The sequence below is a fragment of the Actinomadura sp. 1N219 genome, assembly GCF_044326405.1.
GTDB lineage: Bacteria > Actinomycetota > Actinomycetes > Streptosporangiales > Streptosporangiaceae > Spirillospora.
In genome coordinates this window covers 83,015-103,567 of record NZ_JBIRAY010000021.1, presented here as the reverse complement: position 1 = coordinate 103,567, position 20,553 = coordinate 83,015, and the positions used below count along the sequence as shown (strand labels likewise).

Genomic DNA, 20,553 nt, shown 5'->3' with positions numbered 1-20,553 from the left:
CCGGCGTCAATCCCACCAAAAGGACCAATTCGTCTTGCCGCGGATCTCCTCGGCGTAGCCGGCGAGGGTGCCCGGGCCCTGGAAGAGGATGTCGGGGCAGAACGTCCAGTGCTCGGCCGCGACGTGGACGGCGTGCCGGGTCGTGATCGGCGGGGCGGCGACGCTCAGCTCCAGCGTGTTGAAGCCCATCGCGACGACGCGGGCGCCGAAGCGCTCCTCCCAGCCGCGCAGGACGGCGGCGAGCGGCGCCGTCCACTCGTTGTGGTTGAGGGCGCCCTGCCAGCCGACGGCGGCGAGCGTGTCGGCGCCGCGGTCGACGGCGGCCAGGCCCAGCGAGAGGCCGCGGCCCGCGAGCACGCGGGCGTACCGGTCCGCCATGGCGTCCGGGTCGTCGACCGGGACGCCGGACGCGGCCGGGCCGGGGCAGTGCCGCCCGAAGGGGGCGAGGTCGTCGTGGTCCTCGCGGGCGGCCTGCTCCGCCCAGTCCGACCACACCTCGGACATGAACGCCTGCGGGACGTAGTTCCCGATCTCCGCCACCGGCTCGGGGGCGATCTGGCCCGACGCCCACGGCTGGTCGGTCTCGTCCATCAGCAGCGGCCAGAGGCCCGACCGGGCGTGCTCGGCGCGGAGCCTGCCCCACAGCTCGCCGCGGACGGGCTCGTCGCTCAGCCAGAACGCGGGGCGCAGGAGCGGCCGCCGCTGCGGGTATCCGGGGTCGGGCCAGACCAGGTCCCCGTCGGGCAGCGGCACCGACAGCGTCCGCTCCGCCTCGCCGTCCGGCGACGGGTCGAACAGCTGCGGCAGATCGCCCGGCAGGCGCCGGACCTCGACATCATCCATTTCACGCCGTTCCGGTACAGAGCATTGCCAAAAGGTTCTTGGCAATGGTCGATGGTAACGGCGTCGGGCCCGCCCGGGTGGCCGACCCGTGCGGTTCGGTCCCCGCGGACGGGCCCGGTCTCGCCGGTCTCGCCGGTCTCAGCCCTCACGGCGGCCCCGGACCAGGTAGTCGATCACCAGGCCGACGACGGCGAGCCCGGTGACCGTGCTGACGACGATCTCGATCCAGGTGTCCCGCAGGGCCACGTTCGACAGGACGTTGACGGCGATGAGGATGCCGGCCGTCGTCCAGCGGGTGGAGTTGCTCATGGTCTCGTGCCTTTCTGGAAGGTGGGTCAGGAGAGGGCCGGGGACGTGCGGCGGCGCAGGACGAGCCGCGCCGGCACGAGGATCGCGGCGGCGCCGGACCCGGCCACGCAGGCGACGATCGCCGCGGCCGTCAGCGGCGGGACCCACGGCAGCGGGACGCCGGTGACCGCGGCGGCGAACGCGGGCAGCGTCACCGCCGCGATGAGCGCCCCGGCCGCGACACCGGTGCCGAGCACGATCGCCGCCTCCAGCCGCAGCGTCCGCAGCACCTGGCCGCGGGTCGCGCCGACCAGCCTCAGCAGCGCGAACTCGCGCCGGCGCGCCGCCGTCGCCAGCGCCAGCGTGGTGACGAGGCCGATCAGGATGAACCCCGTGATCGCGGCGACGACCACCTGGTTGACGAAGCCCTGGAGCCGGATCTCCCGCGACAGGCCTGCGCCGAACGCATCGGGCGTGACCACGCGGGCGCCGGGGTGGGCGGCGGCGAGCGCCCGCAGGTCAGCGCCCTTCCCGCGGACGAGGACGTGATCGTCCAGCGGCGCCGACGCGTGCGCCGCCACCAGGTCACGGGGGAGGAGCACGTCGCCGAAGCCGAGCCCCCGGTCGTAGACGGCGACGACCCTGGCCTTGACCGCCGTCCCGTCCCCGAGCGACAGCGAGACCGTGGAGCCGACGCCGTGCCCGCCCGCGACGTCCCGGCTGAGCGCGACGGCGTCGCCCCGCAGGTCGCCGAGCCGGCCGGACGTCACCTTCGGGTCCATCGTCGCGGCGGCGTCCGCGCCGACGCCGCGGGCGCTCAGCGACTGGAGGCTCTGCTCACCGAGCGCCGAGACCGGCATGATCACGGTGGTCCGCTTGACCGGGGTGGCGGCCGTCACGCCGGGCGTCCGGCGCGCCGCCTCCGCGACGCCCCGGGGGAGCCCGGGACCGGCCGGCACGATGATCTGGTCCGCGCGGTTCCCGGCCTCCGCCTGCCCGCGCGTCGCGTGCGCGACCGTCGAGTGCGCGAACAACTGGACGCTCGCGAACGCCACGGCCAGCGCCACCGGCGTGATGAGCGACCCCGCGCGCAGGGCGGCCGACTCGGCGGAGTGCTGCGCCATCGGTCCGGCGATCGGAGCGACCGTCCGGGCCGCGCGGCCCAGCACCCGGTTGCCGAACCGGGCGACCAGCGGGCCCAGCAGCGCCGTCGCGACGATCAGCGCCATGACCAGGCCGCCCACCGACGCGGCGGCGTCGGGCCCGGTCGCCGTGGTCGAGAACCCCAGGGCGTTCAGGCCGAGGACGAGGAACGCCACGCCGGCGATGACGCGCCACCGCGGCAGCCGGGCGGGCTCGACCGCCGCCTCCCCGAGCGCCTCCACCGGACGGATCCGCGACACCCGCAACGAGGCGACGAACGCGGTGGCGACGGCGGCGAGCAGCGTCACCGCGAACGCGGCCAGTACCGGGAGCAGGCTGAGGGACAGGCCGAACCCGTCCGGCAGGACGCCCTCGCGCACCATCGCGCCGTGCATCGCCGCGCCGAGCCCCAGGGACAGGATCCCGCCCGCGAGCGCGGCCGGGGCCCCGATCCTCGCTGTCTCGGCCGTACCCGCCGATGCGCGGGGAGGGCGCGAGCGAGGCGCGCCGCCTCGTCCGGTCGCCGGACACCTGGCGGGACGTCGCCTGGATGGCCGCGCACGGGTTCACCGGCCTGCAGGCCGCCGCGATCGGGGTGATGATCTGGCCGGCGATCCCGTACACGCTGTCGCTGCCGCTGTGGTGGTGGGCCGCGCCCGAGGGGTCCACGTCGGCGTTCATCGTCCTGGACAGCTGGCCGAAGGCGCTGACGATGCCGTTCCTCCAGGGCGCCTTCAACCTGGTCGTCCTGCTGTGGCTGGTGCCGCGGCTCGCCCGCTGGCAGGCCCGCCTCGCCGAGGCGCTCCTGCGCCCCACGCGCCGCCGCAGCCTCGCCGAACGGGTCGAGGAGCTCACCGAGACCCGCGCCGAGGCGCTGGAGGCGCACGGCGCCGAGCTCCGCCGCATCGAGCGCGACCTGCACGACGGGACGCAGGCCCAGCTCGTCGCCGCCGCGCTCCGCCTCGGGCTCGCCGACCGCCGCTTCGACGCCGACCCGGACGCGGCCCGCGAGCTGTTCCTGCAGGCCAGGGACGGCGTCGAGGAGGCCCTCACCCAGCTGCGGACGGTGATCCGCGGCATCTACCCGCCGATCCTGTCCGACCGCGGCCTCGCCGGGGCGCTCGGCGCGCTCGCCGCCGCCGCGCCGATCCCCATCGACCTGGGCATGGAGATCGATCACCGCGCGCCCGCCGCCGTCGAGGCCGCCGCCTACTTCGTCGTCGCCGAGGCGCTCACCAACATCGCCAAGCACAGCGGCGCCCGCAGCGGCCTGGTCACGGTCCGCCGCGAACCCGCCCGGCTGACGATCACCGTGCGGGATGATGGCAAGGGCGGCGCCGACCCGGACCGCGGCAGCGGCCTCGCCGGGATCCGCCGCCGGGTGGCCGCGCTCGACGGCGCCACCCGCATCGACAGCCCCGACGGGGGAGGGACGACGCTCGAAGTGGAGCTGCCGTGCGGATCGTGATCGCCGAGGACAACGTGCTGCTCCGCGAGGGCCTCGTCCTGCTGCTCACCTCGGACGGCCACGAGGTCGTCGCCGTCGCGGGCAGCGGCCCCGACGTGCTGCCTGCGCTGCTGGAGCACCGTCCGGACGCCGCCGTCCTCGACGTCCGGCTGCCGCCCGGGTTCCGGGACGAGGGCCTGCGCGCAGCCGTCGAGGCCCGCAAGCGGCTGCCCGGGCTGCCCGTCCTCGTGCTGTCCCAGTACGTCGAGGAGACCTACGCCGCCGAGCTGCTCGCGGGCGGCGCCGAAGGCGTCGGCTACCTGCTCAAGGACCGGGTGAGCCGCGTCGGCGAGTTCCTCGACGCGCTGGCCCGCGTCGCCTCCGGCGGCACCGCGCTCGACCCCGAGGTCGTGTCCCAGCTGATGACGTCCCGGCACGACCCGCTGCGGGCCCTCACGCCCCGCGAGCGCGAAGTGCTCGGCCTGATGGCGCAGGGCCTCGACAACGCCACCATCGCCACGACCCTGGTCATCACCGAGCGGTCCGTCAGCAAGCACATCGGCGCGGTGTTCGCCAAGCTCGGCCTCCCGCCCAGCGACAGCGGCCATCGCCGCGTCCTGGCCGTCCTGGCGTATCTGAACTCGTGACCCCTGAACTTGCGGGCGGGGCTCCGCGGGTCCGGCGGGCGGTGCGGGCCCTGCTGCTGGACGGGGACGCGCTGGTCCTGCTGCGCCGCACGCGTCCGGGGCGTCCCGTGTACTGGACGACCCCCGGCGGCAAGATCGAACCCACGGACGCGAGCCCCGAGGCGGCCCTGCGGCGCGAGCTGGACGAGGAGCTCGGCGCCACCGCCGGGCCCGTCCGCCAGGTCTTCGCCTGCGGCGAGCAGAGCCCCGGCCTGCGCCGGCTCAACACCTTCTACGTGTGCCGCCTGGCGACGATGGACCTGTCCCGCAGGCACGGCCCCGAGTTCGACGACCCCGCCAAGGGCCGCTACGACGTCGACCTCGTTCCCTGCACGCCCGGCGAGCTGGCGTCCGTCACCCTCATCCCCGAGACGCTCGCCGCCTACCTCCACGACCATGCCGCCGATCTCCTGGGGCTGGTTCCCTAGCGGAGCCGTCAGGGGCGGCGGGCCAGGCCGTCCAGGATGTAGTCCAGGCCCTGCGTGAAGGCGGCGTCCCAGTCGCCGCCCCGCAGATGCCCGTGCGCGGCGAGGGCCGGATATCGGTCGCGGTTGCGGGCGAGATGCTCCGCCGTCTTCCGCGCCGCGGGCTCGTCGTCGTCCTGGCCGCCGATCTGCATGAGCGCCGAGCCGATGACGTAGTTGGCGACCGCGTACGCGGCGGCGGCGAGTTCGCGCCCGGTCACGCCCGCGCCGGCCAGCGCGGCGTACAGGAAGTCGGTGCGGGCCAGGACGTTGGGGCCGAGGAGCGGGCGTCCGCCGAGAATCGACGCCGACCAGGGATGGTCGAGCATCGCGCGCCGCCAGCCGGACATCAGCGCGACCACGTCGGCCCGCCAGTTCTTTCCCGCGCCGGGTATCGGGACGTCGCCGAAGACGGCGTCGAGCGCCAGTTCCAGCACGTCGTCCTTCGTCTCGACGTGCCAGTACAGGGTCGTGGACCCGGTGTCGAGGCGCTCGGCGAGGCGCCGCATCGTCAGCCGCCCGGCGCCCTCCTCGTCCAGCAGCGCGACGGCCTCGGCGACGATCCGCTCGCGGTTCAGGGGCGGCGCCTCCCGCCGTGGACGGTCCTTCCGCAGCCACACGCTCTCGGTCATGCGCGCCAGGCTAGTACATTGGACGGGAACCAGATCAATGGTCGAGTTTCTCGAACAGCGTACGAGAGGAGGGCCATGGGGCATATCGAGGTGAGCCGCCTGACCTACGCGCCGCCCGGCGGCCGGCTCCTGCTGGACGACGTCTCCTTCCGCGTCGGAGCCGGAGCCAAGGCGGCGCTCGTCGGCCCGAACGGCGCGGGAAAGACCACGCTGCTGCGGCTGATCGCGGGCGACGTCCGTCCGTCGGACGGCGTCGTGACGAGTTCCGGCGGCCTCGGCGTCATGCGCCAGTTCATCGGCGGCATCCGCGACGGCCGCACCGTCCACGACCTGCTGCTCTCAGTGGCGCCCGCGCGTGTGCGAAAGGCGGCCGACGAGCTGGCCGAGGCAGAGTCCGCCCTGGACGAGAGCGAGCGGAGCCAGCTCGCCTACGCCCAGGCCATCACCGCCTACACGGACGCGGGCGGCTACGACATCGAGATCGTCTGGGACACGTGCACGACTGCCGCGCTGGGCCTCCGCTTCGACGAGGCGAAGACCCGGCCGGTGACGACGCTGTCGGGCGGCGAGCAGAAACGCCTCGTCCTGGAGGCCCTCCTGCGCGGCCCGGACGAGGTCCTCCTCCTGGACGAGCCCGACAACTACCTGGACGTGCCCGGCAAGGAATGGCTGGCCGAGAGACTCCGCGGCGCGAACAAGACCGTCCTGCTCGTCTCCCACGACCGGCAATTGCTCGCGGACACGGCCGACCGGATCGTCACCGTGGAATCACGCGACGTCTGGGTCCACGGCGGCGGATTCGCGGGCTACGCGCAGGCCCGCCGCGACCGCACCGACCGCCTTCACGAACTGCGCCGCCGCTGGGACGACGAGCACGCGCGCCTCAAACGGCTCGTCCACACGCTCCGCCAGCGCGCCACCAACAATGACGCGGTCGCCTCGTCCTATCAGGCCGCTCGCACCCGGTTGCAGCGCTTCGAGGAGGCGGGACCGCCGCAGAGCGCCCCCAAGGAACAGAACGTGCGGATGCGCCTAAGGGGCGGTCGCACTGGAAAACGTGCCCTGATCTGCCAGTCGCTCGAATTGACCGGGCTGACGCGTCCTTTCGACCTCGAAGTCTGGTACGGCGAGCGTGTCGCAGTTCTCGGCTCGAACGGCTCCGGCAAGTCGACATTCCTGCGCCTGCTCGCCGGTGACGACATTCCTCACGAAGGCGTTCACCGGCTGGGGGCGCGGGTCGTCCCGGGCCATTTCGTCCAGACGCATGCGCGGCCCGACCTGCAAGGCCGCACGCCAGCGCAGATCCTCATGTCGGAGAACGCGCTGACCCGCAACGACGCGATGGCGGCGCTCGCCCGCTACGAACTGGCCCCCGCGGGCTCCCGCCCGTTCGAGACCCTGTCGGGAGGCCAGCAGGCCCGGCTGCAGATCCTCCTGCTGGAATTGTCGGGCGCGACCCTGCTGCTCCTGGACGAGCCGACCGACAACCTCGACCTGGCCAGTGCCGAGGCGTTGCAGGAGGGACTGGCGTCCTATTCGGGCACCGTCCTGGCGGTGACCCACGACCGTTGGTTCGCCGCCGAATTCGACCGCTACCTCGTCTTCGGCTCCGACGGCGAGGTCCACGAGTCGGACACCCCCGTCTGGCGCCCCGACATGGCCGGATTGTGATAGCGGACGAAAGGAACGGTATTTGATCGTCCCTCCTCGAAGGGAGAGGCTTGGCCTGACCGCGAGGGGGACGAGATGGGCGACTGGCCGGGCAGCGAGTTGAGCGACGAGGAACTCGACGTCGCCTACAACGTGCGGCGGAAGGCCGGAACGGAACTGCTGGAACGGCATCTCGCCCGGTACCGCGCCGAGTCCGAGCAGGCCGTCGCGGGCCTTCCCGGGCATCCCGGCGTCGTCTACGACGAGGCGAGCGGCGAGCGGCTGGACGTCTGGGGCGTCGACGGCGACGGCCTCAGACCGGTATTCGTCTTCTTCCACGGCGGATACTGGTTCGCGCTTTCGCGGGAAGAGTCGTCCTTCATGGCGCGGATGCTCCACGAGCAGGGCATCGCGACCGTCGTCCCCGACTACACGCTCGCTCCGAAGGCGACGCTGGAGGAGATCGTCCGGCAGGCGCGGGAAGCGGTCGCGTGGGTGCACCGGCACGGGCGCGAGCACGGGCTCGACCCGGAGCGGATCGTGGTCGGCGGGAGTTCGGCCGGCGGGCACCTGGCCGCGATGACGATGGCCGGACGCTGGCAGCAGCGCTCCGGGCTCCCCGAGGACGTCGTCAAGGCGGCGATGCCGGTCAGCGGCCTGTTCGACATCCGCCCGATCACCCGCATCTACGTGAACGACTACCTGCGGCTGGACGAGGAGCGCGCGGCGGCGCTGAGCCCCGCCCTGCTGCCCGCCGGCCGGCGGTGCCCCGCCGTGTTCGCGGTGGCGGAGAACGACGGCGCCGGCTTCCTGGCGCAGTCCCGGCGGTTCCAGCCGCAGTGGGACGCAGGCGACCTGATGATCGTCCCGGATCGGGACCATTTCGACGTCGTGCTCGACCTCGGCGCCGCGGAGTCCACGCTCGGCAGGGCATTGGTCGACCTCATCCGCTCCGTCTGATCAGGTCGCCGCGCCGGCGATCTCGGCGGCCTCGTGCCGGAGGTGGTCGAGCATCAGCCGGGCGGACGGCGTCGGGGCGCGGTGCGCGGGCAGCGTGACGCCCACCTGGCGGCGGACGGTCTCCAGCGGCACGGGCAGCGGCGCGATGTCGGCGTCGGTCCTGGCCACCAGCTCGGGCAGCGCGGCGATCATGTCGGTGTCGCGGACGAGCGTCCGGACGGTCAGCACCGAGGTGCACTCGACCAGGTTGTCCGGCGGGACGAGCCCCTCCGCGCGGAAGACCTGCTCCAGCTCGGCGCGCAGGGCCGTCTGCTCCAGCGGCAGCACCCACGGGTAGTCGAGCAGGTCGGCCAGGCCGAGGTTCTGGCGGTCGCGGGCCGGGTGGCCGCGGCGGGCGACGAGGCGGACGGGCTCGCCGTAGAGGGTGATCTGGCGGAGCCCGCGCAGGTCGCCGATCGGGTTGAGGCGGCCGAGGATCAGGTCGATCTCGCCGTCGAGCAGGCGCGGGACCTGGGCGTCGAACGTGGCCTCCCGAACGATCACCGTGATGCCGGGACGGTCCCGTTTCAGGGCGGCGATCGCGCGCGGCAGCAGCACGTTGGACCCGGCGAGGAGCGTTCCGATGGTGACGGTGCCGACCTCGCCGTCCGCGAGGCCGGTGATGCGCTCGCCCGCGCGGCGCAGCTCGGCGAGGACGGCGCGGGCGTGCTCGACGAAGGCGTCCCCGAACATCGTCGGCGTCACGCCGCGCGGGCCGCGGGTGAACAGCTCCACGCCGAGGATGTTCTCCACCTCGCGGAGGCTGCGCGTCACGGCGGGCTGCGCGAGGTGGAGGTGCTCGGCGGCCCGCAGGACGCTGCCCTGGTCGGCGATGGCGACGACGAGGACCAGGTGGCGGAGCTTCAGCCGCCCGTTCAGCAGGTCGATCGCGCGCATGCCGCCTTACTATCACAGAACCGTGATAGCTCCATGGTCGATTGGTATTTGCCAGGCATAGCTTCGTGGGCAGAGGATCGAGGTGGCGGAGAGGCCGCGGGAGGAGAGCGATGAAGGCTGAGCACTATGTCGGCGGCGTGTTCCGTTCGGACGGACCGTCCTTCCCGCTGATCGCGCCCGCGGACGGCTCCGAGTTGGGCGCCGTCCCCGAGGCCACGCGGGAGGTCGTGGACGACGCCGTCACCGCGGCTCAGACCGCGCTTCGCGGCCCCTGGGGGACGACGGGCGCCGAGGAGCGCGCCGCCGCGCTGAGGGCCGTCGCCGACGGGATCCAGGCGCGGTTCGACGAGTTCGTGGAGGCGGAGGTCGCCGACACCGGCAGGTCCCGCGAGTTCGCCAGGACCGTCGACGTCCCGCGCGCGATCGGCAACTTCCGCTCGTACGCCGATCTGCTGTACGGGCGTCCCGAACGGGCCTACACGACGCAGATCCCGGGATGGAGCGCGGGAGCGGGCCAGGCGCTCAACTACACGGTCCGCAGGCCCCTCGGCGTCGTGGCGATCATCTCGCCGTGGAACCTCCCGCTGCTGCTGTCGACGTGGAAGATCGCGCCCGCCCTCGCCTGCGGCAACGCGGTCGTGCTGAAGCCGTCCGAGGAGACGCCCTCCACCGCGACGCTGCTCGCCCGCGTGATCGACGGCGCCGGGCTCCCGGACGGCGTGTTCAACCTCGTCCACGGGCACGGCCCGAACGCGGCGGGGGAGTTCCTCACCGGCCATCCGGGCGTCGACGCGATCGCGTTCACCGGCGAGTCCGCCACCGGCGCCGCGATCATGCGCAACGCCGCCGACCACGTCACCCCCGTCTCCTTCGAGCTGGGCGGCAAGAACCCGGCGGTGGTGTTCGCCGACGCCGACCTCGACGCCGCCGTGGACGGGACCGTCCGCTCGTCGTTCACCCACTCCGGCCAGATCTGCCTGTGCACCGAGCGCGTCTACGTCGAGCGGCCGGTGTTCGACGAGTTCGTCGTCCGGCTCGGCGAGCGGGCCTCGGCCCTGGACGGCTACGGCCCGATGATCTCCGCCGCCCACCGCGACAAGGTCCTGGCGTACTACCGGCTCGCTCGCGAGGAGGGCGCCACGGTCGTCGCGGGCGGCGGGGCCCCGGCCTTCGGGGACGAGCGGGACGGCGGCTTCCACGTCGAGCCGACCGTCCTGACCGGGCTTCCCGAGACGGCCCGCGCCGTCCGGGAGGAGATCTTCGGCCCGGTCTGCCACGTCGCGCCGTTCGACACCGAGGACGAGGCGCTCGCGCTCGCCAACGACAGCCCCTACGGCCTCGCGTCCACGCTGTGGACCCGCGACCTGTCCAGGGCGCACCGGGTCGCGCCGCGCGTCGAGACCGGGATCGTCTGGGTGAACTGCTGGAACCTCCGCGACCTGCGCACCCCGTTCGGCGGCGTCAAGGCGTCGGGGATCGGGCGGGAGGGGGGAGAGTACTCCCTGGACTTCTTCTCCGAGCCCGTGAACGTGTGCATCCAGATCTGAAGGCGAGCCCAGTGACAACGAATATCGACGCCGCGGCCGAGCGGCTCCTCGGCGCCCACGCGGACGGCGTGCCGTGCGCGCCCGTCCGCGACCTGATCACGACGGCGGACGACGCCTACGCCGTCCAGGACCGGCTGACCGAGCGCTGGCTCGGCGACGGACGCCGCCTCGCCGGACGCAAGATCGGCCTGACGTCGCGGGCCGTCCAGGAGCAGCTCGGCGTGGACAGCCCCGACTTCGGGATGCTGTTCGCCGACATGGCCGTCCCGGACGGGGCGGAGATCCCCCCGGGCGCCGTCCTCCAGCCCCGCGCGGAGGCGGAGGTCGCGCTCGTGCTGGAGCACGACCTGACCCACGAGCGGCACACCGTCGCCGACGTGATCCGCGCGACCGCGTTCGCGCTGCCCGCCATCGAGGTCGTCGGGAGCCGCGTCCGCGATTGGGACATCACCCTCGCCGACACGGTCGCCGACAACGCCTCGTCCGGCCTGTTCGTGCTGGGCAGCCGTCCCGTCCCGCTCAAGGACGTCGACCTGCGCCTGTGCGGGATGGTGATGGAGCGCCGCGGCGAGCAGGTCTCGACCGGCACCGGCGCCGCCTGCCTCGGCCATCCGCTGAACGCGGCGCTGTGGCTCGCCGACACGCTCGTCCGCGTCGGGCGCCCGCTGCGCGCGGGCGACACGGTCCTGACCGGCGCGCTCGGCCCCGTCGTCCCGGCCGCGCCCGGCGACGTGTTCGAGGCCCGCATCGACGGCCTCGGCGACGTCCGCGCCGCCTTCGGGAAGGAGGCCCGATGACCGCAGCGAAGCGAGGATCTTCGGGCCGACTCCCCGGGGGTCTGGGGGTTGCCCCCCAGAAAGGCAGGGAGGGCTGATGGTGGACGTCGACATGCTCGCGGAGCGGCTCGACAAGGCCGCCCGGGACGTCCTCCCCGTGGCGAAGCTCACCGAGCGGACGCCGTTCGACGTCGCGACCGCCTACGCGGTCCAGCGCGCCGGGATCGAGCGGCGCCGCCGCCGAGGCGAGCGGCTCGCCGGGGTGAAGATGGGCTTCACCAGCCGCGCGAAGATGGCGCAGATGGGCGTGGACGACGTCATCTGGGGCCTGCTCACCGACGCGATGCTCACCGAGTCGGCCGTGGACGTGTCCCGCCTGATCCATCCGCGGATCGAGCCGGAGATCGCGTACCTGATCGGCCGGGAGGTCCGCTCGGCCGCGGAGGTCGAATCGGCCGTGACCGGCGTCGCGGTCGGGTTCGAGGTGCTCGACTCCCGGTACCGGGACTTCAAGTTCACCCTCCCGGACGTCATCGCCGACAACGCGTCCGCCGCCCGGTTCGGCTTCGGGGCCTGGCGCCCGCCGCACGACGTGTCGAACGTCGGCCTGCTGATGGAGATCGACGGGCGTCCGGTGCAGACGGGCTCGTCCGCGGCGATCCTCGGCGACCCGGCGCGGTCGCTGCGGGCCGCGGCCCGGCTCGCGCTCGGCGCGGGGCTGAAGCTCGAACCCGGGTGGATCGTCCTCGCGGGCGCGGCGACGGCGGCCGTCCCGCTCCCGAAGGGCGCGCACGTGCGGGTCACCGGCGCGGGCCTGGGCAGCGTGGAGGTCACCGCATGACGGGCCTGGGCGACGACGCGATCCTCGTCGAGGGGAAGGCCGCCCCGCGCGGACGGTTCCCGCACGTGAAGCGGGCCGGCGACCTCGTGTTCGTGTCCGGGACGAGCTCGCGCCGCCCGGACGGGACGTTCGCCGGGGCGAGCGCCGACCCGATGGGCGTCACCGACCTCGACATCCGCGCGCAGACCCGCGCCGTCATCGAGAACGTCCGCGACCTGCTCAAGGCCGCGGGCGGCGACCTGCCGGACCTCGTGAACGTCACCGCGTACCTGGTGAGCATGAACGACTTCGGCGGGTACAACGAGGTCTACGCCGAGTACTTCGACGAGACCGGTCCCGCCCGGACCACCGTCGCGGTGCACCAGCTCCCGCACCCGCACCTGCTCATCGAGATCTCGTGCGTCGCGCACATCCCCGCAGCCCGCAGCACCGATAAGGAGGCCGGAGCATGACCCTGCCGCAGCTCTCGTTCGGACGGCCGTTCAACTTCGAGTCCTGGATCGACGAGCACCGCGACCTGCTGAAGCCGCCGGTCGGCAACGTCCAGGTGTTCGACGACGCGGGCCTGATCATCATGGTGGTCGGCGGCCCGAACCAGCGGACCGACTTCCACGACGACCCGCAGGAGGAGTTCTTCTACCAGCTCAAGGGCAACATGGTGCTGCGCGTCATGGAGGAGGAGGGCCGTCCGCCTGTCGACCTGCAGATCAACGAGGGCGACATCTTCCTGCTGCCGCCGCACGTCCGGCACTCGCCGCAGCGGCCCGAGGTCGGGTCGATCGGGCTCGTCGTGGAGATCCCGCGGCCGGAGGGCCAGCGGGAGGCGTTCGAGTGGTACTGCACCGAGTGCCACCGCCTCGTCCACCGCGTCGACCTGCAGGTCCGCTCGATCGTGGACGACCTGCCGCCCGTGTTCCAGAGCTTCTACGACGGCGACCGCAAATGCCCGCACTGCGGCGCCGTCCACCCGGGCAAGACGTGGCCGCAGACGATGACCCCGGCCACCGCGCCGCGGGCGTGACGAGGGTCCCGTGATGGTCATCGACGTCCACACGCACGTCTTCCCCCAGATCACCCGGCGCGAAGGCGCCCTGCTCACCGGCGCCGGGCAGCCGTGGCTGCGCGTCGACGGCGGCGGCGCCGGAATGATGATGAGCGGCGACGAGGAGTACCGGCCGGTCGGGGAGGCGCTCTGGGACCCGGCCCGCCGCCTCGCCGACATGGACGCCGCGGGCGTGGACGTCCAGGCCGTCTCGTCCACCCCGCTGATGTTCGGCTACGCCGCCGAGCCGGGCCGCGCCGCCGACTGGTGCGACCTGGTCAACGAGCGCATCCTCGCGTTCTGCGCGGACGCGCCCGAGCGGCTGCTCCCGCTGTGCCAGGTCCCGCTGCAGGACCCGGCGCTCGCCTGCGACGTCGCGACCCGCGCGAAGGCGGCCGGGCACCGCGGCGTCCACATCGGCAACCACGTCGGCGACCGCAACCTCGACGACGAGGGCATCACCGCGTTCCTCGCGCACTGCGCCCGGCTCGGGCTGCCGGTGCTGGCGCACCCGTGGGACATGCTCGGCGCGGACCGGATGCGCGGCCACATGCTGCCGTGGCTGTGCGGGATGCCCGCGGAGACGCAGCTCAGCATCCTCGGGCTGATGCTGTCCGGGGCGTTCGAGCGGATCCCGGAGTCGCTGCGGCTGTGCTTCTGCCATGGCGGCGGCAGCTTCGCGTTCCTGCTCGGACGGGCCGACAACGCCTGGCACCGGCGCGACATCGTCCGCGCGGGGTCGCCGCGCCCGCCCTCGGAGTACGTCGACCGGTTCTACGTCGACTCGGCCGTGTTCGACCCACGCGCCCTCCGCCTCCTCGTGGACGTGATGGGCCCCGAACGCGTGATGCTCGGCACCGACTACCCGTTCCCGCTGGGCGAGATGGAACCCGGCACGACGATCCGCGACTGCCCCGGCCTGGACGACGCCGAATGCGCCCTCCTGCTCGGCGGCAACGCGGAGACGTTCTTCGCCGCCGCCCCTGCCGAGGAAGCACTCGTGACCACCGAAGGAAGCGCACCGTGAACCTCGAAGAAGCACCGTGAACCTCGAAGAAGAGGCGCGGCGGCTCGACGCGAGCGACCCGCTGCCCACGCTGCGCGGCGAGTTCCTCGTCCCGCCCGCGCCCGGCGGGGTGTTCGAGGAGGCGGCGTACTTCGCCGGGAACTCCCTCGGCCTCCAGCCGAGAGCCGCCGCCGGACTGCTCCGCGAGGAGCTGGACGACTGGGCCCGGCTCGCCGTCGAGGCCCACACGCAGGGCCGCCGCCCCTGGGTGGACTACCACGAGCTGGCCCGCGAGCCCGCGGCCCGCCTCGTCGGCGCGCTGCCCCACGAGGTCGTCGCGATGAACTCGCTGACGGTCAACCTGCATCTGCTGATGGCGAGCTTCTACCGGCCCGCCGGGACGCGCACCCGCATCGTCATCGAGGACGCGGCGTTCCCGTCCGACTCGTACGCGGTCGCCAGCCAGGCCGTCCACCACGGGCTCGACCCGGCCGCGACGGTGGTCCGGCTGAGGCCGCGTCCGGGCGAGGAGAACCTGCGCACCGAGGACGTCCTCGGCTGCCTCGAACGCGAGGGCGACACGGTCGCGCTCGTGCTGCTCGGCGGCGTCAACTACCTGACCGGGCAGCTCATGGACATGCCGGCGATCACCAAGGCGGGCCGCGCCGCGGGCGCCGTCGTCGGCTGGGACCTCGCGCACGCGGCCGGGAACGTCCCGCTGCGGTTGCACGACTGGGACGTCGACTTCGCGGCCTGGTGCACCTACAAGTACCTCAATTCCGGGCCGGGCGCGGTCGCGGGGTGCTTCGTCCACGAGCGGCACGTCCGGGACGCGTCCGTGCCGAAGCTGTCGGGCTGGTGGGGGACCGACCCGTCCGTCCGGTTCCGGATGGATCCGGACATCGCGCCGCCCGCGTCCGCCGACGCCTGGCAGCTGTCCAACCCGCCGATCCTGGCGCTGGCGCCCGTGCTCGCCTCGCTGGAGATCTTCGACCGCGTCGGCATGGACGCGCTGCGCGCCAAGAGCGAGCGCCTCACCGCCTACCTGGCGTCGCGGCTCGCCGCCGGCAACGGCGTGGAGATCATCACCCCGCCGGACCCGGCCGCACGCGGCGCCCAGCTCTCCCTCCGGGTGGACGACGCGGGCGCCCTCGTCCAGCGCCTCGCCGAGAGGCACGGCGTGATCGCCGACGCCCGCGAACCCGACGTCGTCCGCCTGGCCCCCGTCCCGCTGTACTGCACCTTCCACGACTGCCACCGCGCCGCCGAAGCCCTCGCCGCCCTGCGGTAGCGCGCCTCAGCGCACGGCGCCTTCGGCGGCGGTCTCGGTGGCCGGGGCGGTCGCCGTGTTCGCGGTGCGGGGACGCAGGGCACCCGCCGAGAGCGTCATGATCGCGACCACGCAGGTGATCATGCCGAACGCGGCCGGGTAGGAGAGGGCGCCGGCCGTCCAGCCGGTGACGGCGGGCGCGGTCAGCCCGGACAGGTAGGTGATCGTCGCGACGCCCGCCACGCCCTCGCCGGGGGTCGCGCCGGTGTCGGCGGCGGCCGCGAAGACCAGCGGCACGACCGTCGCGATCCCGATGCCGATCAGCGCGAATCCGGCCATGGCGGGCAGCGGGGCGCGGGACGCCACGACCAGGACGCCGCCGACCACGGCGACCGAGCCCCCGCACCGCACGACCTTCGCCGCGCTCAGCCGCCGGACGAGCCGGTCGCCCACCAGCCGCGCGCCCGCCATGCACGACATGAAGATCGTGAAGCTGGCGGCGGCCAGGCCGGGGCCCGCGTCCGCGACCTCGGTGAGGTAGACGGCGGCCCAGTCGGCGCTCGCGCCCTCGGCGAAGGTGCCGCAGAACCCGACGAGGCCGATGGCGAGGACGGCCCGGGTCGGCAGCGCGAACCGGCGCGGCGCCGGGACGCCCTCGGTCGACCGGTCGGCGAGCAGCCCGCGTCCCGCCGCGAGGGCCGCGGCGAGCAGCACGGCCGCGACCAGCCCGAGGTGCAGCCGGGCGTCCACGCGGGCGTGCGCGGCGAGGATGCCGACGCCGCCCGCGGCCAGGCTGCCGACGCACCACAGGCCGTGCAGCCCGGAGATGATCGGCCGCCGCAGGTGCCGCTCGACGGCGACCCCGTGGCCGTTCATGACGACGTCGCACATGCCGGAGGCCGCCCCGTACAGCAGCATCGCCGCGAACAGCCAGGCGGGCGCGGGCGCGAGCGCGGGCAGCGCGAGGACCGCGCACCACGCCGCCGCCAGGATGCGGATGGCCCGCCGCTCGCCGATCCGGTGCGCGAGCCGGCTCGCGGTCGGCATGGCGGAGAACGCGCCGATGGACGGGCACAGCAGGGCGAGGCCGAGGACGGCGGGGGAGAGGTCGAGCCTGTCCTGGATCCACGGGATGCGGGTGGCGAGCGTCCCGGCCACGGCGCCGTGGACGGCGAACACGACGCCGATGGCGCGGTGCTGAGGGTTCATGGTCACAGAAACTAACAGGCAGGCTTCCTGATGAAAAGTGAAAACAGGCAGGAACCCTGATTATTATGGGAGCGTGAAGACCGCCGACCCGACGATGGCCCGCGCGATCAACGACCGTCTCGCGCTCGACCTGCTGCTGGAGCGAGGCCCGCTGACCGCCCCGCAGCTCCGCGCGCTGACCGGGCTGTCCCGCCCGACCGTGTCCGACCTGATCGAGCGGCTCCGCGCCGGCGGGCTGATCGAGGTCGCCGGGGAGACGGGCGCCGACCGGCGCGGCCCGAACGCGCGCCTCTACGGCCTCGTGGGGGGCCGCGCCCACGTGGCCGGGGTGGACCTGCGCCGGGACGCCGTCCATGTGGTCGTCTCCGACATCGCGGGGAACGAGACCGGCGCCGTGTCGCGCCCGCTTCCCGCGGCGCCCGACCTGGTCGCGCTCATCGCCGACGCCGTCGCCGAGGCCGCCGGGGGGCGCGTCCCGCACACGATGGTGCTCGGGACGCCCGGCCTGATCCATCCGCGCACCGGGCTCGCCACCGACAGCGGCGTCCCCGGCTGGCGTCCCGACCTGGGCCCGGCCCTGGCGGACCGGCTGGGCGCGCCGGTCACCCTGGAGAACGAGGTCAACCTGTCGGCCGTCGCCGAGCACCGGACGGGCGCCGCGGCCGGACGCGACGACTTCGCCCTGCTGTGGATGGCCGACGGCATCGGCGCCGCCGTCTTCCTGGACGGACGGCTCCGCCGCGGCGCGTCCGGCGGAGCGGGCGAGGTCGGCCTGCTCAAATTCGGCGGCATGGACTTCTGCGACCTGATGGAAAGCGTCCGCGACCTCGCCCCGGAGGAGTTCGCGGACCGGATCGTCCAGGGCGTGTTCGCGCTGGTCGCCGTCCTGGACCCGGGCCTCGTCATCCTCGGCGGCGACCTGGGCCGCGCGGGCGGCGACCGGCTGGCCGGGCTGGTCGCCGAGCGGCTCGGCCGGATGTCACCGGCGTCCACCGAGGTGCGGCCCAGCGGCGTCGAGGGCGACACCGTGCTGCGCGGCGCGGTGCTGACCGCCCTCGACCTGGCCCGCGACGACGTCTTCCGCTAGCCCTCCACCGGACCGGTCTCCGGCTCCTTCGGGAGCCGCTCGCCGGTGCGGAGCCGGTCGAGGCCGAGCCAGATGAACTCACCGGCCATCTGCTCGGCGACGTCGCGCGGGGTGTCGGGGTGCTCCAGCCACCACGAGACCATCGACAGCATCGACCCGTACATCAGCGGGACGAGCAGCCGCGCCCGCCGCTCGTTCACCTCCAGCGCCGCCCGCGACAGCTTCGGGTCGGCGCGGCGGCGGCGCAGCAGCAGGTCGGCGAACGCGGTGCCGAGCCGCTCGCGGAGCTCGCGCAGCTCAAGCCCCACCTCGGGCTTGTCGAGATGCCGCACGACGAGCGCCCACGCGTCCGGCTCCTCGGTGGCGTAGTCGAACAGCACCCGGATCATGGCGCGGATGCCGCCCGCGGAGCCGTGCGCGGCGAGCACCGCCGCGTTGAGCCGTCCGGTCAGCTCGGCCACGATCGCCTCGGTGACCTCGGCGAACAGCTCCTCCTTGGACGCGAAGTGCTGGTAAAGGAGCGCCTTGGACACCTGCGCGGCCGCCGCGACGTGCTCCATCTGCGTCAGGTGGTAGCCGCGCCTGCCGAACTCCTCCAGCGCGATCCGGAGCAGCTGCTCGCGCCGCCGCGCGTGCGGCATCCGCCGCCGCGCGCCCGCCCCGGCCCCCGCCCCGGCCCCCGCCTCGGCGTCGGTCATGTGCCGGTGTGCTTGCCAAGTTCGGCGCGCGCGACGGACCGGACGTGGACCTCGTCGGGCCCGTCCGCCAGGCGCAGCGTGCGCAGCCCCGCCCACATGGCGGCGAGCGGGGTGTCGCCGCTGACCCCGGCGCCGCCGTGCACCTGGATCGCCTTGTCGACGACGTCCAGCGCCACCCGCGGCGCGATCACCTTGATCGCCGCGACCTCGGACCTGGCGGCCTGGACGCCCTGCTTGTCGATCAGCCACGCGGTCTTGAGCGTGAGCAGCCGGGCCTGCTCGATCGCCATCCGCGACTCGGCGATCTGCGCCCGCACCACGCCCTGCTTGGCGAGCGGCCCGCCGAACGCCTCGCGGGACACGGCCCGCTCGCACATCAGCTCCAGCGCCCGCTCCGCCACGCCGATCGCGCGCATGCAGTGGTGGATGCGGCCGGGGCCGAGCCGGGCCTGCGCGATGGCGAAGCCGCCGCCCTCCTCGCCGACGAGGTTCTCCACCGGGACCCGGACGTCGGTGAACGTGATCTCGCAGTGGCCGTGCTGGTCCTGGTAGCCGAACACGGGCAGCGGCCGGACGACCTCCACGCCTGGCGCGTCCATCGGCACCAGCACCATCGACTGCTGCCGGTACGGGTGCCCGTCCGGGTCGGTCTTGCCCATCACGATCATGATCTTGCAGCGCGGGTCGGCGGTGCCGGTGATCCACCATTTCCGGCCGTTGATCACGTAATGGTCGCCGTCGCGCACGATGCTGGTGGAGATGTTGGTCGCGTCGGAGCTGGCGACGTCCGGCTCCGTCATCGCGAACGCGCTCCGGATCTTGCCGTCGAGCAGCGGCGCGAGCCACCGCTCCTTCTGCTCGGGCGTGCCGAACAGGTGCAGGACCTCCATGTTCCCGGTGTCGGGCGCCGCGCAGTTGGCGGCCTCCGGCCCGAGCTCGGGGGAGCGGCCCAGTGTCTCGGCGAGCGAGGCGTAGTCGACGACGGAGAGCCCGTGCGCCGGGTCCTCGCTGTCGGGGAGGAACAGGTTCCAGAGGCCGCGCTCGCGCGCCTCGACCTTGAGGTCCTCGACGACCTGCGGGACGTGGTGCTCCCTGCCCGCCGCCCGCAGCTCCGCCCGCTGAGCCGCGTAGACGGGCTCCGCCGGGTAGACGTGGGCGTCCATGAATTCCTGGAGGCGGCCGTGGTACTCCAGGGCCCGCTCGCTCAAACCGAAGTCCATTCCATTAGGGTAACTGACGAGTCAGTTACTTCATGAGGGAGCCCCCATGCAGGCGTTCGACGGGTCCGGGAAGGTCGCGCTGATCACGGGCGGGTCCAACGGCATCGGCGCCGCTGTGGCGCGGCGGCTCGCGCGGGACGGCGCCCGGGTCGTCCTCGCCGACGTCGACGCGGACGCCGGTGCGGCGCTCGCGGACGAGCTGGACGGCGCGTTCGTCCGCTGCGACGTGCGCGAGCCCGGCGACAGCCAGGCCGCCGTCGCCGCGGCCGTGGACCGCTTCGGCGGCCTGGACGTGGCCTTCCTCAACGCCGGCGTGGCCGGCGGCGGGGGAGTCGGCGACGACTTCGACCTCGCCGCGTACCGGCGGGCCATGGGCGTCAACCTCGACGGCGTCGTGTTCGGCGTGCACGCCGCGCTGCCCGCGATCCGCGCCCGCGGCGGCGGCGACATCGTCGCGACCGCGAGCATGGCCGCGCTCACCGCGACGCCGTTCGACCCGGTCTACGGCGCGAACAAGGCGGCCGTGGTCGGGCTCGTCCGCGCGCTCGGGCCCGCGTTCGCGGACGAGGGCGTCCGGGTGAACGCCCTGTGCCCGTCGTTCGCCGACACCGGCATCCTCGTCCCGATGAAGGGGCACCTCCAGGAGACGGGGTTCCCGATCCTGGACGTCGACGACGTCGTGACCGCGTTCATGCAGGTCCTGGACGGGGACGGCACCGGTGAGGCGTGGTACGTGGTGCCGGGCCGCCCGCCGGAGCCGTTCAGGTTCCGCGGCGTCCCCGGCCCGCGCTGAGCACACGAGCCGCAA

Annotated in this window: 22 protein-coding genes and 1 pseudogene; 15 read left to right on the top strand and 8 right to left on the bottom strand. The window is 73.8% G+C overall.

All coding sequences use genetic code 11. The features are described from left to right. Positions 1 to 6: 6 nt before the first annotated feature. The 3 genes from ACH35V_RS39050 to ACH35V_RS39040 form a co-directional block, all read right to left on the bottom strand. On the bottom strand, positions 7 to 843 hold the full coding sequence (locus ACH35V_RS39050) for a DUF4253 domain-containing protein (RefSeq protein WP_395979923.1): 837 nt from the start codon (positions 841 to 843) through the stop codon (positions 7 to 9). A 138-nt stretch (positions 844 to 981) separates the two neighbouring features. Beyond that, a complete protein-coding gene (locus ACH35V_RS39045; RefSeq protein WP_395979922.1) occupies positions 982 to 1,152 on the bottom strand; it encodes a hypothetical protein in 171 nt (56 codons plus the stop codon). A 26-nt stretch (positions 1,153 to 1,178) separates the two neighbouring features. Beyond that, positions 1,179 to 2,669 carry an FtsX-like permease family protein gene (locus ACH35V_RS39040; RefSeq protein ID WP_395979921.1) on the bottom strand — a complete coding sequence of 497 codons (1,491 nt, stop codon included), beginning with the start codon at positions 2,667 to 2,669 and terminating at the stop codon, positions 1,179 to 1,181. 38 nt (positions 2,670 to 2,707) lie between these two features. Between ACH35V_RS39040 and ACH35V_RS39035 the strand changes: the two are divergent. From ACH35V_RS39035 to ACH35V_RS39020, 4 genes and pseudogenes are all read left to right on the top strand, one after another. Next, a pseudogene (locus tag ACH35V_RS39035) lies at positions 2,708 to 3,352 on the top strand (sensor domain-containing protein); the annotation flags it as partial. An 87-nt stretch (positions 3,353 to 3,439) separates the two neighbouring features. Next, positions 3,440 to 3,742: a sensor histidine kinase gene (locus ACH35V_RS39030; RefSeq protein ID WP_395979934.1), complete on the top strand. Its 303-nt coding sequence runs from the start codon at positions 3,440 to 3,442 to the stop codon at positions 3,740 to 3,742. Continuing rightward, entirely contained in the window at positions 3,730 to 4,368 is a 639-nt protein-coding gene (locus ACH35V_RS39025; RefSeq protein WP_395979920.1) for a response regulator, read from the top strand. Before ACH35V_RS39030 ends, ACH35V_RS39025 begins: the two co-directional genes overlap by 13 nt. After that, positions 4,365 to 4,835, top strand: a complete 471-nt coding sequence (locus ACH35V_RS39020) for an NUDIX domain-containing protein (protein WP_395979919.1) — start codon at positions 4,365 to 4,367, stop codon at positions 4,833 to 4,835. Before ACH35V_RS39025 ends, ACH35V_RS39020 begins: the two co-directional genes overlap by 4 nt. Positions 4,836 to 4,843: 8 nt before the next feature. Here the strand turns inward: ACH35V_RS39020 and ACH35V_RS39015 are convergent, their stop codons facing one another. Continuing rightward, positions 4,844 to 5,503, bottom strand: a complete 660-nt coding sequence (locus ACH35V_RS39015; RefSeq protein WP_395979918.1) for a TetR/AcrR family transcriptional regulator C-terminal domain-containing protein — start codon at positions 5,501 to 5,503, stop codon at positions 4,844 to 4,846. Positions 5,504 to 5,578: 75 nt separating this feature from the next. Between ACH35V_RS39015 and ACH35V_RS39010 the strand changes: the two genes are divergently transcribed. Then, positions 5,579 to 7,174, top strand: coding sequence for an ABC-F family ATP-binding cassette domain-containing protein (locus tag ACH35V_RS39010; RefSeq protein WP_395979917.1), 1,596 nt, complete (start codon positions 5,579 to 5,581; stop codon positions 7,172 to 7,174). Between the two features lie 75 nt (positions 7,175 to 7,249). Next, positions 7,250 to 8,113: an alpha/beta hydrolase gene (locus tag ACH35V_RS39005; protein ID WP_395979916.1), complete on the top strand. Its 864-nt coding sequence runs from the start codon at positions 7,250 to 7,252 to the stop codon at positions 8,111 to 8,113. Here ACH35V_RS39005 and ACH35V_RS39000 read toward each other — a convergent pair whose 3' ends face one another. Continuing rightward, on the bottom strand, positions 8,114 to 9,049 hold the full coding sequence (locus tag ACH35V_RS39000; RefSeq protein ID WP_395979915.1) for a LysR substrate-binding domain-containing protein: 936 nt from the start codon (positions 9,047 to 9,049) through the stop codon (positions 8,114 to 8,116). 110 nt (positions 9,050 to 9,159) lie between these two features. Here ACH35V_RS39000 and ACH35V_RS38995 point away from each other — a divergent pair, with 110 nt between their 5' ends. From ACH35V_RS38995 to kynU, 7 genes are all read left to right on the top strand, one after another. Next, positions 9,160 to 10,596, top strand: a complete 1,437-nt coding sequence (locus tag ACH35V_RS38995) for a 2-hydroxymuconic semialdehyde dehydrogenase (protein WP_395979914.1) — start codon at positions 9,160 to 9,162, stop codon at positions 10,594 to 10,596. Between the two features lie 11 nt (positions 10,597 to 10,607). Further along, positions 10,608 to 11,393 (top strand): 2-keto-4-pentenoate hydratase, encoded by a 786-nt coding sequence (locus ACH35V_RS38990; protein WP_395979913.1) that lies wholly within the window; start codon positions 10,608 to 10,610, stop codon positions 11,391 to 11,393. Between the two features lie 76 nt (positions 11,394 to 11,469). After that, complete coding sequence (locus ACH35V_RS38985) at positions 11,470 to 12,213, top strand: 2-keto-4-pentenoate hydratase (RefSeq protein WP_395979912.1); 744 nt, start codon at positions 11,470 to 11,472, stop codon at positions 12,211 to 12,213. Further along, positions 12,210 to 12,665 (top strand): RidA family protein, encoded by a 456-nt coding sequence (locus tag ACH35V_RS38980; RefSeq protein ID WP_395979911.1) that lies wholly within the window; start codon positions 12,210 to 12,212, stop codon positions 12,663 to 12,665. Before ACH35V_RS38985 ends, ACH35V_RS38980 begins: the two co-directional genes overlap by 4 nt. Beyond that, the gene (locus tag ACH35V_RS38975; protein ID WP_395979910.1) at positions 12,662 to 13,234 is read left to right on the top strand and encodes a 3-hydroxyanthranilate 3,4-dioxygenase; all 573 of its coding nucleotides are present in this window, start codon (positions 12,662 to 12,664) and stop codon (positions 13,232 to 13,234) included. Before ACH35V_RS38980 ends, ACH35V_RS38975 begins: the two co-directional genes overlap by 4 nt. Before the next feature lie 13 nt (positions 13,235 to 13,247). After that, positions 13,248 to 14,282, top strand: coding sequence for an amidohydrolase family protein (locus ACH35V_RS38970; protein WP_395979933.1), 1,035 nt, complete (start codon positions 13,248 to 13,250; stop codon positions 14,280 to 14,282). 16 nt (positions 14,283 to 14,298) lie between these two features. After that, positions 14,299 to 15,552, top strand: coding sequence for a kynureninase (gene kynU / locus ACH35V_RS38965; protein WP_395979909.1), 1,254 nt, complete (start codon positions 14,299 to 14,301; stop codon positions 15,550 to 15,552). Positions 15,553 to 15,558: 6 nt separating this feature from the next. Here kynU and ACH35V_RS38960 read toward each other — a convergent pair whose 3' ends face one another. Further along, positions 15,559 to 16,740, bottom strand: coding sequence for an MFS transporter (locus tag ACH35V_RS38960; RefSeq protein WP_395979908.1), 1,182 nt, complete (start codon positions 16,738 to 16,740; stop codon positions 15,559 to 15,561). 73 nt (positions 16,741 to 16,813) lie between these two features. On the opposite strand from ACH35V_RS38960, the gene ACH35V_RS38955 reads away from it, so the two are divergent. Next, a complete protein-coding gene (locus ACH35V_RS38955; RefSeq protein ID WP_395979907.1) occupies positions 16,814 to 17,827 on the top strand; it encodes an ROK family transcriptional regulator in 1,014 nt (337 codons plus the stop codon). On the opposite strand, the gene ACH35V_RS38950 is transcribed toward ACH35V_RS38955, so the two are convergent. Both ACH35V_RS38950 and ACH35V_RS38945 read right to left on the bottom strand, forming a co-directional pair. Beyond that, positions 17,824 to 18,525, bottom strand: coding sequence for a TetR/AcrR family transcriptional regulator (locus ACH35V_RS38950; protein WP_395979906.1), 702 nt, complete (start codon positions 18,523 to 18,525; stop codon positions 17,824 to 17,826). The two genes, ACH35V_RS38955 and ACH35V_RS38950, sit on opposite strands and share 4 nt — an antisense overlap. Beyond that, complete coding sequence (locus tag ACH35V_RS38945) at positions 18,522 to 19,745, bottom strand: acyl-CoA dehydrogenase family protein (RefSeq protein WP_395979905.1); 1,224 nt, start codon at positions 19,743 to 19,745, stop codon at positions 18,522 to 18,524. Before ACH35V_RS38945 ends, ACH35V_RS38950 begins: the two co-directional genes overlap by 4 nt. Positions 19,746 to 19,791: 46 nt before the next feature. On the opposite strand from ACH35V_RS38945, the gene ACH35V_RS38940 reads away from it, so the two are divergent. After that, a complete protein-coding gene (locus tag ACH35V_RS38940; RefSeq protein ID WP_395979904.1) occupies positions 19,792 to 20,538 on the top strand; it encodes an SDR family oxidoreductase in 747 nt (248 codons plus the stop codon). Positions 20,539 to 20,553 lie beyond the last annotated feature (15 nt).